At 41.6% G+C, this 17,549-nt stretch carries 14 protein-coding genes and 1 riboswitch; of the genes, 3 read left to right on the forward strand and 11 right to left on the reverse strand.

Going from position 1 to position 17,549, the window contains the following annotated elements:
- Nucleotides 1-12 precede the first annotated feature (12 nt).
- The 8 genes from ACJAZP_RS10970 to ACJAZP_RS11005 all read right to left on the reverse strand — a co-directional run bounded on the left by ACJAZP_RS10970 (nt 13) and on the right by ACJAZP_RS11005 (nt 8,566).
- Entirely contained in the window at nt 13-1,323 is a 1,311-nt protein-coding gene (locus ACJAZP_RS10970) for a TolC family protein (protein ID WP_415230783.1), read from the reverse strand.
- Nucleotides 1,324-1,509: 186 nt separating this feature from the next.
- A complete protein-coding gene (locus ACJAZP_RS10975; RefSeq protein ID WP_415230784.1) occupies nt 1,510-1,872 on the reverse strand; it encodes a hypothetical protein in 363 nt (120 codons plus the stop codon).
- Between the two features lie 185 nt (nt 1,873-2,057).
- Nucleotides 2,058-4,679: a hypothetical protein gene (locus tag ACJAZP_RS10980; protein WP_415230785.1), complete on the reverse strand. Its 2,622-nt coding sequence runs from the start codon at nt 4,677-4,679 to the stop codon at nt 2,058-2,060.
- A gap of 348 nt (nt 4,680-5,027) precedes the next feature.
- Complete coding sequence (locus tag ACJAZP_RS10985) at nt 5,028-5,408, reverse strand: hypothetical protein (protein ID WP_415230786.1); 381 nt, start codon at nt 5,406-5,408, stop codon at nt 5,028-5,030.
- 50 nt (nt 5,409-5,458) lie between these two features.
- Nucleotides 5,459-5,989: a hypothetical protein gene (locus tag ACJAZP_RS10990; protein WP_415230787.1), complete on the reverse strand. Its 531-nt coding sequence runs from the start codon at nt 5,987-5,989 to the stop codon at nt 5,459-5,461.
- A gap of 76 nt (nt 5,990-6,065) precedes the next feature.
- Nucleotides 6,066-6,503: a hypothetical protein gene (locus ACJAZP_RS10995; protein WP_415230788.1), complete on the reverse strand. Its 438-nt coding sequence runs from the start codon at nt 6,501-6,503 to the stop codon at nt 6,066-6,068.
- 11 nt (nt 6,504-6,514) lie between these two features.
- Nucleotides 6,515-7,231, reverse strand: a complete 717-nt coding sequence (locus ACJAZP_RS11000; RefSeq protein ID WP_415230789.1) for a molecular chaperone — start codon at nt 7,229-7,231, stop codon at nt 6,515-6,517.
- Between the two features lie 123 nt (nt 7,232-7,354).
- A riboswitch (cyclic di-GMP riboswitch) is annotated at nt 7,355-7,430 on the reverse strand.
- Between the two features lie 275 nt (nt 7,431-7,705).
- Entirely contained in the window at nt 7,706-8,566 is an 861-nt protein-coding gene (locus ACJAZP_RS11005) for a DNA-binding protein (RefSeq protein ID WP_415230790.1), read from the reverse strand.
- Between the two features lie 498 nt (nt 8,567-9,064).
- Between ACJAZP_RS11005 and ACJAZP_RS11010 the strand changes: the two genes are divergently transcribed.
- Together ACJAZP_RS11010 and ACJAZP_RS11015 are read left to right on the forward strand one after the other, a co-directional pair.
- Nucleotides 9,065-9,982 carry a GGDEF domain-containing protein gene (locus tag ACJAZP_RS11010; RefSeq protein WP_415230791.1) on the forward strand — a complete coding sequence of 306 codons (918 nt, stop codon included), beginning with the start codon at nt 9,065-9,067 and terminating at the stop codon, nt 9,980-9,982.
- 143 nt (nt 9,983-10,125) lie between these two features.
- A complete protein-coding gene (locus tag ACJAZP_RS11015) occupies nt 10,126-10,740 on the forward strand; it encodes an RraA family protein (protein WP_415230792.1) in 615 nt (204 codons plus the stop codon).
- Nucleotides 10,741-11,039: 299 nt separating this feature from the next.
- On the opposite strand, the gene ACJAZP_RS11020 is transcribed toward ACJAZP_RS11015, so the two are convergent.
- Both ACJAZP_RS11020 and ACJAZP_RS11025 read right to left on the reverse strand, forming a co-directional pair.
- A complete protein-coding gene (locus ACJAZP_RS11020; protein ID WP_415230793.1) occupies nt 11,040-14,162 on the reverse strand; it encodes an efflux RND transporter permease subunit in 3,123 nt (1,040 codons plus the stop codon).
- Nucleotides 14,163-14,185: 23 nt separating this feature from the next.
- Nucleotides 14,186-15,361, reverse strand: a complete 1,176-nt coding sequence (locus ACJAZP_RS11025) for an efflux RND transporter periplasmic adaptor subunit (RefSeq protein ID WP_415230794.1) — start codon at nt 15,359-15,361, stop codon at nt 14,186-14,188.
- 339 nt (nt 15,362-15,700) lie between these two features.
- On the opposite strand from ACJAZP_RS11025, the gene ACJAZP_RS11030 reads away from it, so the two are divergent.
- Nucleotides 15,701-16,591, forward strand: a complete 891-nt coding sequence (locus ACJAZP_RS11030) for a LysR family transcriptional regulator (protein ID WP_415230795.1) — start codon at nt 15,701-15,703, stop codon at nt 16,589-16,591.
- Between the two features lie 162 nt (nt 16,592-16,753).
- Here ACJAZP_RS11030 and ACJAZP_RS11035 read toward each other — a convergent pair whose 3' ends face one another.
- Entirely contained in the window at nt 16,754-17,524 is a 771-nt protein-coding gene (locus ACJAZP_RS11035) for a DUF4126 family protein (RefSeq protein WP_415230796.1), read from the reverse strand.
- Nucleotides 17,525-17,549 lie beyond the last annotated feature (25 nt).

Raw genomic sequence — 17,549 nt, forward strand, 5'->3', positions numbered from 1 at the left:
AATATTTTCCTATTAAAGGGCCTGGAAATAACGGATGTTAGACAGGCTTTTCAGGCCATCGAAATACAGTTGTTGATATTCTAAAGTCAGGTTCTGCTCATGGATGTAGGCATCAATAACCTCTTTGAAAGGCCGCGTATTAGATTGATAACTTTGCTCTAACAGTCTGGCATGTAGTTTCGCCTGTTTCAGGAGAGTATCCTGGTATCGAGCTTGACGCGCTTGAAGTTGCTGATAATTACTGATTTCAGCATTTAATAAGGCATTAAGCTGGCGCAGTAACAAACGATGTTCAGCCTGCTTCTGTCCTTTGGTATATTGTGCAGAGATAAGTTTTTGATCCTGACGTTTTTCAGTAAATAAGGGAATATCCATAGACACAAAAGCGCTCAGCAGATCCGCCCTTGGTTCCCCCATATCGGTCTCACTTAAGCGATGTCCGTAACCTACCTCCAACTTAAAACTGGGTTTGTAATTCTGCTCAGCAAGTGCGATACCGTTATCCGCCAGTGTAATACTCTGCACTAACATTTGGGCTTTCGGGTGGCGATTAAGCAATTCATAATGTTGGTTATTTTTGCCATTTACCGACTTTACATAGGACAAGGTTTCCGGCCATTGCGGTATTGCACTCGGCAGTGTCTGATAGGCATATTCGCCGATATACTCGCTTAACAAACTGCGATAATTAAGCGATTGCTGATTTAACGCGGCAATTTTTTCATCAAATTTGCTAATCTCAATTTCCGCAAAAATTAAATCTTCGTTTTCCGTGAGCCCTAAAGAAAATTTCGCCTGCAAATCTCGGTAAAAACCTGAAAAGAGTTTTTTATTTTCTTTTACTATTGCTAATGATTTATCGATAAATAATATTTTAAGCCACAGCTCACGGACGCTTTTTTTAACCTTTAACTGCCGATCGAGGCCCTGAAAAACCGTCATATCAGCGCGTTGATTAAAGCCTTCCTGAGTCAATTGACGCTGCGAACCACGACTAAATTGTTGTGATAAACCAACGCTGATTTGGGTCATGGGATCTTGGTCTAATTGAAAACTGTCCGTCGGTACGTTAGCCATACCCATCTTGATCATCGGATCGGCGAGCGTAGATCCGGCAATACCCTGTGCAATCAATGCAGCTTGTTGAGATTGATAGATTTGCTGCGCGGGGTCGGATTTAATCGCTATCTGCTCAGCATCATAAAGACTAATGCTTTGTGCAAAAAGATTAAAACTAAGCAAAAACGTCAAACTAAACAGGCTGTTAAATAGCGTATTCACAGTAAAACGTTTTTTTAATAAAACACCAGAGGTGATTTTCATCATCACTTTCCTTTATTACAGCACTCCTGTGTATTGCCAATTCATTTGTTTTATCCGAAAAAGAACAACAATAAATTTTAAAGACAGGAGTTCGGTAAAAATAAATTAATCTGTTTTTTGATAAAGAGGCAAATTAATGCGCTAAAAATCAAAGCCTTGGTTCAGCAAAAACTGAACAAAAAACAGTTAACCTAACAGGGGTGGACGATATAAAGATTCAGGAAGGTAATAAGGGGCGGCAGAACTGCCTGTTTGGTAAGTAAGTTGTAATTCGGTTTGATTAAAGGCGTGATCATCAGCGATAAAATGAAGCACCGAGTTGACCGTCATAAAATCACAATCGTTTTGGCAATCCATGCTATGAGGCATTCCATCACTAGTACAATCGGCTTGACTCATCTCCATCTGTGCGGTGTTTAAACCCGTGGACATTGGACAGTTGAGCATTACAGTCATCTCACTTTCTAATAAAGGTGCAAACGCCGTGGCTTTCTGAGTGAAAGTTAACAGTGTAGTGAGCATCAAGATTAAGGTGACAAATCGCTTCATATTCAAATCAACAGGTGAATCAATGGAAACAGATTAGGCCATTATCCAGAGACAAGGTCAATTATTAATTGGATGTTTTTAAACTATACTGAAAACTTCACACTCGATTGTCATTATTTTCGCGTTTTATAAGCTAATGTAAAAAATAACAAATCACGCCTAAAGTTTTACCTTTTTTTAAAAAATCAGTTGGAAACAATGCCGTCACTATTTTCCGAATCATGAAAAATCCTATCAACCTTTTTAGCTTCAATGTTTGTCACTATAAAATCAATTCCCTCGTAGAAATCCCCTGTCTCTCCTGAGCTAACCTTGACTTTAAGGTGATCCTTTTCAAGCGTGATTTGTTCACTTCCAAGGTAATTTATTGTCAGGGTGTATTTGCCCGGCTGCAGGTCCTGAACAACATAAAAACCGTCGTATTCAGGTTTTATACTGCGGTAATAGGCACCATCTTTTTCAACTATTATCTCCGCATAGCTGAAAAACTTTTTCTTTATTTTCTTCTCTACTGCCGGCAGGGAGATGGAGCCCATGATCAGGGACAGAGGCACAAGTCCTTCACCTATTTTTTTACCCGATGCGGGGATCAGCTCTACTTCCTTAGTATCATCCGCCCTGAGAGTGGGATCAATCATGGTGCCTGAATAATCGTAACGTAACTTATTTTTTCGATAGGGAGAGACATTCGAAAGGTAAAACAGCCCGTCTTTATCGGTCTTGACCTTATTTTCACCTATAGCAACTCCCACATCGGCAAGCGCTTCTTCATCACTCTCTTTTGTCCCATTACCATTTTTATCTATAAAAACAGAGCCTTCTATATAACCATGGTCAGAATCTTTGGCACTGTTTGCCGCGAAGGGTTTTTTCAGGTTAATGACCTTTTCAAAGCTGCCGCCAACCTTGTGCATCTGATCTCTTTCGCTGCTGTAGTCATAGTCCATCTTTAAAAACGCATTAAATTTGTACTCAAAACCGATTCCGAAGCTGAAAAGCGCATTTTTATCATAACTGACATCAAAATCGTAGGAGTATTTACTGCCCTTAGCGAGTCTCTTTCTCAGCTTGGCCGTATACCTCCACTTCGGATCTCTTCCCTCATTATATCCGGCATTCAAGCTGTAGGAAAAATTTCCCCGGCTGGCATCAAAACCGATTCCTCCGGTGTAATTAGAACTTCGCTCATCATCTTTTATGACGGTTTTCCCAAGATCCCAATCCATTCGAATATTTTTGGTAATATCATAGCTTAATCCCGTATCGTATACGTCATTTGTTCTGCCCTCGTAATTTTTAGTTGAAAAGCGGACAAAATAATCGCTTCTGCCATAATCCCCGCTTATCTCGGCTTCCTGATAGCTGTCCCTATTTTCATCCTCAGCCAGCAGATTACTGTACAGCTCATAAGTGTAATTCAATTGATGGGAGAAAAGCTCGGTTTCCAATTCGGTTATATAACCCTCGCTGCTGTCTTGAAGAGAATCATAATAGGAAAAATTTACCAGTAAAGGCACCGCTAAAGTCGAAAAACGGTAGCGTGTCTGGTGCTTTGCGTATCGATACAGCTTATCTTCATTTTTGGTATCGTAGTAATCGAAAGAGTAAGTAAGATTGTTGGTCAAGCCGTGGGAGATACCGGATTTAAAATCATCCAGGGCGCGGTTTTCATCCTGCGAGTTTTGTCCGTAGAAAAAATTGTAGTCCCACTTCCCCTGCGAGAGAAAATCATTTCCCGCCATCACATTGACCATCTTCTCCTTAATAAGGACACCGTTTCGGTCATATATTTTTATCTTGAACGCATCTTGTTGACTTCTCATCTCTAGGGTAAACACGTACTCCTTGCCGTCCACGCTCTGATAGTCGGCAATTTTGCCATTTTGATAGATTTCAACCGTTGAGTTCTTGGCCGCCTCTCCCCTGATAGTAAGCTCCCTGCCTGAACGCTGGACGCTGTAGCCATTGTCACTGACCGATATTCCGCGAATCTTACTGTTATAACCCAGAATATCATTTCCCGTTACATAGGTATCCCCAATAGTGACCGTTTTATCCTTAAGCAGATAGGGATATTTCAGGCTGATATCCTGTAGTTCTCCATTGGCGTAAAGATTCTGCCTGATATTAAAATCGCCGTAGAGCAGCTGAGAGCTGTACTCTATTTCCAGATCTCCCTTTGTCTCCTCCTCTTTAAAATAATCACTCATATCATCTATGTCATACCTGAGCTTAAGCATGCCAAGGTCAATTAGCCTGCGGTCCGCTTTCATAAACAGATCGTTATCCGGTGTGGCTTCTTTGCTGTTTTTTTCCGCTTCTATTTGCCGCTTTCTTCTTTCGGCGCTTACCCTGTTATCCAGAGGCAGGATGAAATCCGGTGATATTACCAGAGTATATTTTTCCGCTATCCACTTAACTCCCTTTAATGGGAGAAGCTCACCGATCGACTCTTTATCAATATACAGCCTACCATCACTTTCTATACTGTTGAGATTTTTTAACTCTGCTGTTATTTGCCGCTTTTGCCCGTCGGGAAACAGCCTTCCCGCCATCAGCAGCGTGATTTTTTCCTGGTCGATGGAAAGCTTGGTATATTCAGTGAGCTCGGTAAGCACCAAAAAGTCTTCTATATCCAGGTAGATGCCGCCGTCATAGTCGCTCATTACCTCAACGAATTCCTGCTGCAGGTTGCTGCCCACTCGAAGGGTGATCATATTTTCAAAATATTCATCCTGCGTGCCGGAAAAAGCCGAATAACAAAAAAGCAGGCTGGATAGAATTAGCCATGCCACTCTTTTTTGCATTACCTTCTCTCCAGAGTGAGCACAGAAAGCCCGACCATAGATTGAAACGCATGAATGTTCGAGTTTTGAGGATGCCCTGTGATTGGTTTTTTAACTTGGTAATAATCACGGTCGCAGAGGGTTTTTAATAAAGAGTCAAAAAATGGGGATGTTTTGCTGGCAAGCATTTTTTTTGCGGATAGCCGGATTCTGAATTGCTCAGAGAAAAGTGGACAAGGAGTTATATTCAAACCGGAACCTGCCTTATAGTGTTAATCTGGTCTGAGTTAGCCAATAAAATCCCGCTAATGGATAGGTTAATCTAATTAAATAAAGAGTTAAATGGGTTGAACACAAGCATAAACTGAATCAGTCTATATATTCAATCTCATAGTCAATCTGTTTTCTGTGTTGACCGCTGACGTTTTTTTCCCCCAGCAGATAAAACCCTATTTCAAACTGGCCTTCGCCATATTTATCTAGCCTTATAATCGGATTTTTAGCCCTAAGATTTGTGATTCTGGCCCCTGGGGTTAGATAGGTAGCGCCGGTGGCCTTAATCTCTAGCTTTACCCTTTTATTTGCGGTGCCACTGACATAGATAATCACTCCCTCCTCGGGCATCACCTCCAGCCTGCTGCCGTTATAGAGAAAGAGATCTTTTAATTGAGCATTTTTCACCCCGACAATCTCCAGAGGAAAAACCAATGCTGAATAGAGAAACAGTAAAAAAAATAGAAGTTTGTTCATTGCTGTGCAGCCGGATTATAAAAGGCAGCCATAGGCTGCCTTAATCTTAATTAAGCTTCATTAGGAGTTGGTACTGCATAATCACCATCTACTGTAGTGGTTGTGTCTGCAATAGCATCATAGGCAACAGTGACCGTAATTGTCTCCAAAACATCTGTATCAGCTATAAGCTTAGATGTATCCAGATCAACAGCAAAGTTAAGCTCTGCTGCTGTGCTTGCATCAGCATCGAACTCCTCACCACTACCACCCGTCTCTCCAGTTAGCACCACCAATCCGGCAGTGCCATTTTCTGTTGTTACAACTGAATAGGTGAATGTTTCTCCAAGTTCACCCGTCACGTAAGCAGAAACATTTGTAACTGTAACATCGGAATCAGTGTAAACATCCCCAAAGTTGATTATTGAGGTATCTAGCTTAACAGTCATAGGGGTTATATACTTAGCAACTACACTGATGTCAGAAGATACCACAGTGTTATCTAATGTGGTGGATGTATTAGCCATTGCTGTTGATGACATTGCTAGGATTGATGTAGCTAATAATAATTTTTTTGGTGTTGCTAGGAATGATTTTTTCATTTTGAACTCTCCATGTTTTAAGTTAATATAAGTTTTACTTTAAAATAAATAACTTTCCCGCGCTATTGCCGGAAGATTATTGTGCGATATCGTTGTAGGCAACCATCACAGTGACTGTCGCGGCAAGGTCCCCGCTCATATTTCCTGTGTCCAGGTCAACATAAAATTCATGTGCCTGATATGCTCCCGTGCCTGTGTCTGTATAAGTTAAACTGTCTGCTGTATATCCTCCGCTTGAGCTGCGTGAAATCTGTACGACTCCGGTGCTGTCATCATTGCTTATCTCCACCGTATAGTCATAGGTGTCTTCTGCATTGACAGTAAAATCCACCACAACACTGTCCACTTCGCTATCGTTATAAACATCGCCAAAATCGATGGCAGAAAGAGCAAGGGACAGCTCTATTGCTTTTACAGCATCGCCGTTGATGTAAAACACCCCCTCTCTTTCCTCGAATTGAGCTTGTAAAGGCGTTGACAGAAAAAAAAGAAGAATAAACAGCACCCTATTCATCGCCGGACCTTTTAGAGCTCAAAGTCAAACGCCTCGGAAAAAGGCAGTTGTTTATTAACAAAGACAACCTGCACAGTGTCAGCTTTTACATCCATTTCTATTGACTTTTTCAGTTCGAACGAATGCTCTCGATAGAACCCCTGTTTAAAGCTTTGCTCTTTTATCAGTTTATTATTGTTGTAAAACTTAACGCCTATCTCAAGCGAGTAGGAAAAATTCCCGGTGTTTTTAGCCGTTCCCAGCAGGTCATAGCCTGTGTCTGTTTTCACTACCCGTAACGCATCAAAATCCACTCCAGTTTCAAGCTTGCCTTTTCTGCCGTAGTAAGGGACCCCTAGATTCATCAGCATGGTCACCTGGCTTTTACTGTTTCGAGGAGGCATCTCTTTAAACACAAGCAAAGCGGCATACTCCCCGTCCTGTAACTCTTTTTTTATTCTTGGCGCTATTTTTACTTGTATTTTACCCTTAGGCGGAATCACCACTATTTTCGGATAAGCCACCAGCTGATCGCCCAGATAGTATTCATCCTTAGCCCATGCGGGTTTTTCAAAATCCACCCTGACCCTGACCGGTTTGTTCCCTGAATTAATCAGGGTGGTCTCTTTGGTCACGGGGTGGTCAAGGTTGACGCCAAAACTTGTTCGAGTGACCGAGAATGCCGCAAAGCTGCTGACGGAAAAAACGGCCAGGGATAGTGCGATAAATGCTTTAACGTATTTTTTCATATTAACTGAGTCACTTCCTTTTAGTTTATTCTTGCCTTTTTCATCAAAAAAAACAAAAAAAATGGCCTTCCAAAGGAGGCCATACGTAAAAATCAGCACAAATTACAAAGGTGACTATTCACTCTTGGCAACTGGCTACCATTTTACAGGCCCTATAGCTTTGCGCCCCAGGGTTTCCCCAGGTTTGCGTATCAATTCTCTAAAAACATAACTATAAGATATGCCTTTTTAATTTTAAATCAAGGATTTATACGCCTATCATATAAAATAAAACATAAAAAAAAATATGTGATTAAATAACAATCAAAGCTATAACGATAAGTATTTTTTTAGATCTGTTTTTAACCGCAGCAAACAAAAAGATGACATTCTCAAAGAAAAGCATATGTAGCCAATAAAAGCTTTCATGCCTACCACTCCATGAGATTAACTTTGATTACCCCCTTGCTCGGGATTTTTTAACAGCAGCTTATTTTAATCTTTCTGATTTGCTTGGTAGTATTCCTGGCATTCTGCTTCTCGGCCTCTGACTACCCGTTTACCAAGCAGAAAACCATGGGTTTCAGTAACCACGGTATGCTGGCCTTCCCGACGCTTATCGTCAGAAAAATGGATGATCACCCAGTCAAAAACATGATCAAATTGGTGGGCACGCTCGCTGTTCGAAAACAGTGCGGTAAAATGCCAGTGCTCATGAGTTATGTGCAATATGGGTAGCCAGGCTTTATTTTCAGGATTAAAACGTTTCGGGGTCACCAGCGGCAGTTTGCCGGCAGTAGCTTTGCGGCGGTATTGGTCATCCACTTGTAACAATAAGCGCACCGGGACAAGATTTGACTGTTGCCCCTGTTTTAATGATTGCCGGCGTTCGTTAAGGTGCTTTAACAGCCAGGCTTCGATGGCTTGTTTACGTTTAATCCCCAGACCTTCAACCTTATCAAGTTGGCCATGGCGAGTGGCATTTTCCAGTGATTCGAGCGTATCAAGATGCAGGCTGTCATGAATGCGCTGTGCCAGCGTCCGGCCGACGGCCGGTATCAATTGGAATAATTCGATTGGATCTGCTTCTCCCTGCAGCGTTTCCAGACGGCTGATACGACCGGTTGCGACGTATTCATAAATACACTGCGCAATCCCCGAACCAATAGTCGGCAGGTCCGTAAGTCCTTTCATGCCTTTAGCCTGCACCAGCTCATCTAGGTCTTCAGTGAGGTTGTCCAGAGTATTCGCCGCCTTAAAATAGGCCTGGTAGCGGAAAGGATTAGCACGCTGTGTTTTGAGTAAAACAGCAATTTCGCGTAGTTTCTCACCGACTTCATGATTAAAAGCACTCATCAGATCCTCATCTCAGATAGTTGCCCTCGAATAATAAAAGAATAAGCGCTATTTTTGATTGCAACAAGTTTAGCCAGCCCCTTATATGATGATATCAAACGTATTAAATAAGTGATCATCCTTGCTGGTTAAAATCGCCCCTATCTGCATGATCAGTTTTGAAAGGAGAATAACTACTTCCTATCACACTGTTCTGCAATTACGCGGCTCAAAAAACCGATCCTTGCATCGCGCTAACAAGATCACGATCGGGCGCCCATTTAACCACTACAACAGTGTGTGTATTGATGTTTATTAACTATACTGTCAGTTAGTTTAATAGAATCACCAGAGTAAGATCTTAGCTTGCATACAAATCCCTGCTCATTCTATTTAAGCACTTGATATAAAAGCAGAACGTTAATAATTAAAAACGGAGTTAGCGCAGTAACTAATTTTCAAAAAACAGCAGTTAATTATAAAATATTAAAAAAAGTCAACGCAGAATAGAGGTGCCGAATGTTTTCCTTTGAACAGATCTCTGCAATTATGCACTGCCTCCCGGACCCTGCATTTATAATCACCCGCAGCGGTAAATATGCAGCAGTATTTGGCGGTACCGATTCCCGTTATTACCACGACGGAAGCTTCCTGATAGGCGCCTATATTCAAGATGTGCTGAAAGAGCCTAAGGCTGAGTGGTTTCTGTCAGAAATTGCCGGAGCATTAGCGCATAAAGGCATTCAGGTTGTTGAGTACGGATTAGCCGGCGATGATGTGAAAGGGTTAAATAGTGAGGGACCACAGGAGGTCATTTGGTTTGAGGGCCGTATTCAGGCGCTTGAGTTTAAGATAGAGGGTGAAGATGCGGTGCTGTGGATAGCAACCAATATATCGTGCCGTCACGCCCTTGAACAGAAACTAATCTCGCTCAGTGAGACCGATAAATTAACCGGGCTGTGGAATCGCCGGCATTTTGAAACGGTTGCAGCTCTTGAATTGAAGCGGGCTCTTCGTTGTCAGCACGGTATATCGCTATTGATACTTGATATTGATAATTTTAAATCGGTCAACGATACTAAAGGTCACCAGGGTGGAGACGCGGTGCTTAGAGGACTCTCATCAATGATGACCGAGTGCATGCGAGAATCTGATATCATCACCCGCTGGGGAGGTGAGGAGTTTACTGTATTGATGCCTTGCACTGAGCTTGAGGTGGCGATTGAGGCGGCAGAAAGACTCAGAAAATCCGTCGAGCAACATTGTTTTGAACACGGAATTTATGTGACTGTCAGTATTGGTATTGCCGTGTGGCGGATCGAAACCGAATCCGTTGAAAGTGTCCTATCAAGAGCTGACCAGGGCCTATATAAGGCCAAGCATAACGGCAAAAATCGCGTCGAGACAGTCCCTAACTGCTCGTTTTTAATGAAATGAAATCCAATCTCAACAAGCAATAACCAAAAAATAAACATTTACGCGCTATTGAGCTGAATCTTGATGTCACGGATTATGCAATATTTGGATATATAGTAGGGCGATAAGCTTTTCCAGTAGTTAATCTAATTATGGAATCAAAAATGCAACCAGACTTTTCAACACTGGCAACAACTGACTATGGCAACGTACTAGGCCGAGAGCAATTTATTGATTTCTCTATAGGTCCTCTTTATCAAAATATGAAGCCGATATCAGGACCCGCTTATACGGTTCAATTAGCTTCAGGCGATCACTTGATGCTCCACTGTGCAATATATGAAGCTCCGAAGGGTTCGATCATAGTGGTTGACGGTGTGGATAATAAAAATGCGGTTGCTGGCGGTAATGTCTGCGCGATCGCTAAACAGCGCGGTATTAAAGGTTTTGTGATCAACGGTGTGATTCGGGATTTAGCTGAAATAACCGCAATGAGCTTCCCTGTGTATGCCAGGGGGGTATTTCCGGTTCCGGGCAGAAAGCTGCAGTATTTTGAATTAGGTAAGCCTATTACTTGTGGTGGAGTCAAAGTCTGCACGGGAGACATGATAGTCGCAGATATCGAAGGTATAGTGGTTATTCCAAAATCCAAGGCACAGGACACATATTTGGCGGCTAAAGCAAAAGCGGAGTTCGAAAGTACGATGACCCTCTCTGATTGGGAAGCTCAGCATAGGTTAAAAGTGCAACAAGCAGTTGAAGCTGCTAAAAAACCCTAGCAATTAAGCGAACAATTCGGCGAGTGTCTTAGTCTGTATTTATGTTGATCATTAATTGCTTTGCAAGTGGAACCAGCAGCGAATTGAACGACATGCAAGATTATGAACGGGACGGACTGTGCCGTCCCGATATGCGCTAACCGGGTATCACTGATAAAACCCTTTTTACCTTGTTGCGTTTGATAAGCTTGATTCCCTCAAACGGTGAAATTATATTGAGATTTATCATCACCTATTCACAGTCAAAGGTAGAAATTCGAACAGTCAATAATAACCTCATTCACAATCGCTATAGCCTGTTATTCAGTCTTCGGCTTGCTTATCTCTTTTACATTAGTATTAAACAGTTTACAGACCAATACAAAAAACAACGGCGCAAAATAGATAACCAATAAAGTTGCTAAAATCATTCCGCCCATCACCGAGGTACCGATTGCATTTCGCGCATTCGCGCCAGCCCCCGTACTAATCACCAGTGGCAACACTCCTAAAATAAAGGCCAATGAGGTCATAATAATTGGACGTAAACGCATTGTACAGGCGAGTACTGTTGCCTCAATTAGCCCTATTCCTTTTTCCATCTGTTCCTTAGCAAATTCAACAATTAATATTGCATTTTTTGCCGATAGACCGATGGTGGTTAAGAGGCCAACTTGGAAATACACATCGTTTTCAAGCCCTCGGAACATAGTCGCAGACAAAGCGCCGAGAATACCAAGAGGCACAACTAAAATAATAGCAATCGGAATAGTCCAACTTTCATAAAGTGCAGCAAGACATAGGAAAACCATTAAGATTGAAATACCGTATAAAATAGGAGCTTGATTACCCGCTTGTAATTCTTGGTATGACATTCCCGTCCAACTGACTTGAACACTTGGCGACAATTCAGTCACAATACGATTTATTTCATCCATCGCATCACCGGTACTGTAACCAGACGCCGCTTCACCCAAAATCTCAACCGCTGAATTACCATTATAACGCTTCAACTGCGGCGAACCCTGTCCCCAATGCGATGAGGTAAAGGCTGAAACGGGCACCATTTGGTTTTTATTGTTACGAACAAACCAAAGGTTCATATCTTCTGGTGTCATACGATAAGGCGCATCGGCCTGAATATAGACTTTCTTAGAACGTCCGTTATCAATAAAATCATTAACATAGGATGAGCCCCAAGCAATGGAAAGTGTCTGATTAATATCAGCAACTTCAATGCCAAATGCTTTCGCTTTCTCGTAATCAATGTCTAAGAAAAATTGCGCATTATCTTCCAATCCATTGGACCTAACTTTTGCTAAAATTGGACTTTGCCCCGCTTTAGCTAAAAGTTCATCGCGAATTTCAATCAATTTATCATGACTAATATTGCCAATATTTTCAAGGTAAAAATCAAAGCCAGTAGACGTACCTAATGAACGAATAGCAGGTGAGTTGAAGGCAAAAATAGACGCATTTTTATATTTTGAAAAATACTGCATGCTCCGCTCAATAACCGAATTAACGTCGCTACCCGAAGCGGTTCTATCTGACCAGTCTTTTAAATCGACAAATCCCATCGCTGCATTTTGCCCTGCGCCGGCAAAGTTAAAGCCCGATACATCAAAAACGCCATTTACGGTTTCTTTTTCATTTTCTTTGAAATAAGCGCGAACATCGTCCATCACAGCTTCAGTTTGCTTCAAAGTTGAACCATTAGGTAATTGCGCCATTACCATAAAAGAACCTTGGTCTTCGTCGGGTAAAAATGAACTGGGTAGGGATGAATACATCCAAGCACCTACGCCAAGTAATAATACATACAGTATGATAAAGCGAATAGGACGCCCTAATACATGATTGATTGAACGGTTATACTCCGATAATGAGCGATCAAACATGCGATTAAATAAACCGAAAATACGTATATTGGTCTCTTTATCCGCGGGTTTAAGTAAGGTTGAACATAAAACAGGGGTTAATACTAAGGCAACTAAAACCGATAAGAACATCGCAGAAACAATGGTCAGTGAGAACTGTTTGTAAATAATTCCGGTAGATCCAGACATAAAGGCCATCGGAATAAAGACCACAGCTAATACGGTTGTCATCCCCACCAGGGCGCCGGTTATTTGCCCCATTGATTTTCTCGTTGCTTCTAGGGGAGATAACTTTTCTTTATGCATAATACGTTCGACATTTTCAACAACGATTATCGCATCATCCACCAGCAAACCAATTGCCAGTACCATACCAAACATCGATAGCGTGTTAATACTAAATCCAAGCAATGACATAATGCCAAAGGTACCAAGTAATACTACTGGCACTGCGATGGTTGGGATCAAGGTTGCACGCCAGTTTTGTAAAAATAGCAACATGATAAAGAACACTAAAACGATCGCTTCAAATAATGTTTGTACCACTTCTTCAATTGAGATACGAATAAAGGGGGTGGTATCCATTGCTTTTGCAAGCTTCAGTCCTTTCGGGAAACCTTTTTCAAGCTTCGATAACCTCGCATCAACCGCAGCCTGAGTATCTAAAGCGTTAGCACCAGAAGCCAGTGTAATGGCAATGCCCGAAGTTGCTAATCCATGGTATTTAGGTACCACACTTAAATTTGCTCCGTTTAACTCAACCCGCGCCACATCTTTTAGTCGCACTTGAGATCCATCTTGATTGACTTTTAACAGAATATTTTTAAATTCATCAACGCTTGATAATAAACTTTGTGCCGTAATGGTTGCGTTAATTAATTGAGAATCAACCGAAGGTGCGCCCCCCAGTTGGCCAACGGTGACTTGGCTATTTTGTGCTGAGACTGCATTAGAAACATCAATGGGCGTTAATTGATAACTGTTTAATTCAGCGGGATCTAACCATATGCGCATTGCATAGGAAGGCCCAAAAATGGTGACACTGCCAACGCCATTTACACGGCTGACCACATCTTTGATATTTGAATTAGCATAATCTTGAATATCAGAGGCACTCATTGAACCATCTTCAGAATAGATAGCCGTAACAGAAATAAAACCTGAGGTACTTTTAGTCACCGATGTCCCGGCATTTTGCACTGCGGTCGGTAAACGGCTGGTGACTTGCTGCAGACTATTTGAAACCTGAACCTGTGCAATATCGGGGTCAGTTTCTGCACTAAAGGTCAGTGTAATATCGGCCTGACCTGCAGAAGAACTGGTAGAGGACATATACAAGAGGTTATCGAGCCCGGTCATACCTTGCTCGATAACCTGAGTGACGCTGTCTTCAATTGCTTGAGCCGATGCACCTGAATAGGAAGCTCTAATATTAATAGAAGGTGGGGCTACCGTTGGATACTGAGCAACAGGTAGGTTGAGTATTGCAACGATCCCAGATAGCATAATGACAATAGCGATAACCCAGGCAAAGATGGGTCTATCAATAAAAAATTTAGACATCTAATTCATCCTAATTGGGTTGATTACTGAGTAACTTTATCGGCAATATTGATTTTATAAACCACATTTTCACTATCGATAACAACGGTTTGATTTGCTTTTATTTTAGATAAATTGCTCATCACCACGTTATCTCCAACTGCAAGGCCTTTTTTTACAACCCAACCGTTATCGACTTCATTGCCTAAAATAAGATCGACGCGTTTAACTTGATTATCGCTATTAATCACGTAGGCCGTAGGCTCCCCAGATTGTGTTCTAACCACTAATGATTGTGGTATAACGATATATTGTTTTTCTTTAGGCGCAGAAATAGTGGCACGAACGAACATGCCGGGTAATAAGCGATGTTTTTCATTTGCTACTAAAGCACGTAATGTGACACTGCCAGTAGAATTATCTACTCGCACATCAGAGAATTCTAAATAACCAAGTTGATCATATTCACTACCATCTTCAAGGGTTATTTTTACAGGAATAACGGGTGGCTTTTCAGCGTTTTCAAGGCTTCCTTGGAACTCCTGTTGTTGTGCATACAATGTAACCGAAGACTGAGTCATATCCACATACACTTGATTTGATTGAATAATCGACGCTAAGTTCGTGTCCTGTTGCGCCGTAACCAATGAACCCTCAGAGACTTGAGAAAGCCCAATACGTCCTGAAATAGGTGCTTTAATTTGCGTGTAAGATAAAAGTACAGAAGCATTATCCAGAGCAGCCTGGCGAATCGCAACTTCAGCAAGTGCCTGCTGATTAGCCGAATATGCATCATCATAATTTTGCTGACTGGTTAAATTTTTCTTTAACAGTGAAGTGTAACGTACAATACTTTTTTTAGTTGACAGCTGATCCGCAACTGCTTTTTGCAGTTGTGCCTGATAACTGTTTACCGATGCTTGATAAATGACCGGGTCTATCTGATAAAGTACTTCACCCGCCTTAACCTCCGCACCTTCCTCAAATAACCGACTTTCAATGATGCCCGTCACCTGAGGTCTTACTTCCGCGTTTTTAAAAGCAGAGATACGCCCCGGCAGTTCAGTACTTAGTCTTAATGTCACCTCAGACATGGTCAGCGCATCAACATGAATCGGCTCTATCACTCTTTTTGCCGATCCGGCTTGCTCGCCACATCCAAGCAGTAAGAAAGTAAATAATAAAAGCAGATAGCACTTCGATGAATTTATTGTAAACATGCATAAAATCCTTTAATAAAATATTGTTAAAAATGTTTTTCTGGCTAACTTGAAAAATTTAGTTAATATAAATTGGCTATGATTGCTTTAAACGCTTGCCGCTTATAATCGGCAGTATTAGCTCTCGATAAAAACCCCTCTCATGCAAAAGCAAAATTCTGACTAAAACCACCTAAGTTAAAAAGTAAAACGGTCACTATAATATTATTATCCTCATATGGACAAATCATGCTCGGCCGTCATTTAATCATCACTTGTGACAAGGCATTAATAGCTTTGCATTCATATAACCTGTCATTATAATCAACTGAATTCACTATAAAAACAGGGCTTTTTGGGATGAATAAAACCATATATGGGATGATTGATGATCTTTATCTGCTTTGTATTGTTATTGATAAAACATCTGTTGCTGCAGCATCATTTTATTTAGAGATACCTACATCTACTATTTCCCGGCGCATTTCATCTCTGGAAGAAAAATTAAATGCAAAATTACTTACCAAAAAAGGCAGAAATATAACGGCCACCGCATTTGGATTGGAGCTTTTCCATAATTACCAATCACTTTTCAATGATTTGAATGTCGACATTTTAAATAAGAAAGCCCGCCATGGAGAGGTTGCCGGCAAGCTGAAACTGGTTGTACCTTCTTTGTTTTATCAGCACACAGTCAAAGCCGTTCTGTCAACATTTCTCCATAAGTATCCGAAGGTTGAACTTGACTTGGTATTATCAGAAGAGCGTATAAAACCTCAATTAGATACAGACATCATCATTTCATTTAAACCCAATATTGATGAAGATGTGATAGCCAGACCGTTATTTGAAACCTCACATGGTATTTATATAAGTGCAACACTGTTTGCTGAGGGTAAAGTACCCCGGAATTTGCAGGAACTGCGAAATAGCAGATGGATTGGCCCTTCCGGGGATAAAATTCAACTTGTCCACAGCAAGAAAAAAACAGAGGAATTTGAAGGGTTACAGACCATCACGGTCAACGATGTTCAATCTGCCATTGAATTTGCTGAAGCGGGAATTGGGGTAGCCACGTTACCCATAGGTTTAGTTCAAAATAATAAAAAATTAATGCGGATTTTCCCTGAGTATCAACAGCCAAAGCGTCATGCTTATTTGATTTACAAAGAACGTAAATATCAGACCAAAGCAACTCAGATTCTTATTAAAATATTACTTAAAGAAATTGTACTGCTTCCTACCAATTAAAAATGCGATCAGTATAAATAACGTCAGCGCGGGATAATAAATACGAGCATAATGATGACAAAGATAAAAAAGCCGAAGACGTTCCAAGTTTAATGACTATAAGCGAGTGTAAGGGGTATCATCCCCTTATTCGCCCGCTTTCTGTTATTGGTGTTGTTGGCGTTATTGCGACTCACTATTACTCTGCAACCTCTGCCGGGCGATATTAAACTCCTCTTCACTTAAGACCCCCTCATCGCGTAAAGCCTGCAACCGCTGATAGTGCGGATTTGAACTCAAACCCGCTTCATCATCACTGCCGTTACCTCTCTCAACTAAATCCCTATCTATTAAACCCAGAAACTGACCGATTTTCCGAAACATCAATTTAATCAAACGCCATAACTTGGGTAAAATTAAGATAGCCAAAATAATAAAGATCACCATCAAAATAATAAAAATAAGCGGATGATTAAGCGCCGTCCAAAGCCCACCTAGCACCAATAAGTCCTCACTGATTGATGCTGTCCAATTAGTCACGGGCTCGGGTGAGGTATTAATCAGCAGCCGAGTTCCTGATTTGAGCGAATGACTGGTGGCCGCTAACCCGCCGCCCATGATCCCGGCGGCGATTTCCAGCGCTGGCGTGACATCGCCCACGGCGCCGGCGGCAAGCATGGCACCTGCAGGCAGGCGAATAAAGGTCGAGATAGCGTCCCAACCACTGTCAACTCCAGGCGTTTTATCGATAAAGAATTCAACCGCATACATCAGCCCGGCAGCGCCTATCACCAGTGGGTTTTCAAGCACCACAAGCCCTTGTGGTAAATCAATATTGCCACTGACTCCACCCAGCCCCAGTACCAGCAGGGCGGCATATAAATTAACTCCACTGGCCCATGATGCGCCCATGGTCAGGGCTAAAGTAGCCAGTAAAGCTTGATAGCTTTCCATTTGAGACTTCCTTTTAAACTGTTAG

The organism is Psychromonas sp. (assembly GCF_047632955.1).
Lineage (GTDB): Bacteria > Pseudomonadota > Gammaproteobacteria > Enterobacterales > Psychromonadaceae > Psychromonas.

Excerpts from the sequence above, each read along its gene's own strand:
- ACJAZP_RS10995 (WP_415230788.1), bottom strand. The coding sequence starts at position 6,503 with ATGAATAGGGTGCTGTTTATTCTTCTTTTTTTTCTGTCAACGCCTTTA.
- ACJAZP_RS11025 (WP_415230794.1), bottom strand. The coding sequence starts at position 15,361 with ATGTTTACAATAAATTCATCGAAGTGCTATCTGCTTTTATTATTTACT.
- ACJAZP_RS11010 (WP_415230791.1), top strand. The coding sequence starts at position 9,065 with ATGTTTTCCTTTGAACAGATCTCTGCAATTATGCACTGCCTCCCGGAC.
- ACJAZP_RS11005 (WP_415230790.1), bottom strand. The coding sequence starts at position 8,566 with ATGAGTGCTTTTAATCATGAAGTCGGTGAGAAACTACGCGAAATTGCT.
- ACJAZP_RS11020 (WP_415230793.1), bottom strand. The coding sequence starts at position 14,162 with ATGTCTAAATTTTTTATTGATAGACCCATCTTTGCCTGGGTTATCGCT.
- ACJAZP_RS10970 (WP_415230783.1), bottom strand. The coding sequence starts at position 1,323 with ATGAAAATCACCTCTGGTGTTTTATTAAAAAAACGTTTTACTGTGAAT.
- ACJAZP_RS10985 (WP_415230786.1), bottom strand. The coding sequence starts at position 5,408 with ATGAACAAACTTCTATTTTTTTTACTGTTTCTCTATTCAGCATTGGTT.
- ACJAZP_RS10980 (WP_415230785.1), bottom strand. The coding sequence starts at position 4,679 with ATGCAAAAAAGAGTGGCATGGCTAATTCTATCCAGCCTGCTTTTTTGT.
- ACJAZP_RS11035 (WP_415230796.1), bottom strand. The coding sequence starts at position 17,524 with ATGGAAAGCTATCAAGCTTTACTGGCTACTTTAGCCCTGACCATGGGC.
- ACJAZP_RS11030 (WP_415230795.1), top strand. The coding sequence starts at position 15,701 with ATGAATAAAACCATATATGGGATGATTGATGATCTTTATCTGCTTTGT.
- ACJAZP_RS10990 (WP_415230787.1), bottom strand. The coding sequence starts at position 5,989 with ATGAAAAAATCATTCCTAGCAACACCAAAAAAATTATTATTAGCTACA.
- ACJAZP_RS11000 (WP_415230789.1), bottom strand. The coding sequence starts at position 7,231 with ATGAAAAAATACGTTAAAGCATTTATCGCACTATCCCTGGCCGTTTTT.
- ACJAZP_RS10975 (WP_415230784.1), bottom strand. The coding sequence starts at position 1,872 with ATGAAGCGATTTGTCACCTTAATCTTGATGCTCACTACACTGTTAACT.
- ACJAZP_RS11015 (WP_415230792.1), top strand. The coding sequence starts at position 10,126 with ATGCAACCAGACTTTTCAACACTGGCAACAACTGACTATGGCAACGTA.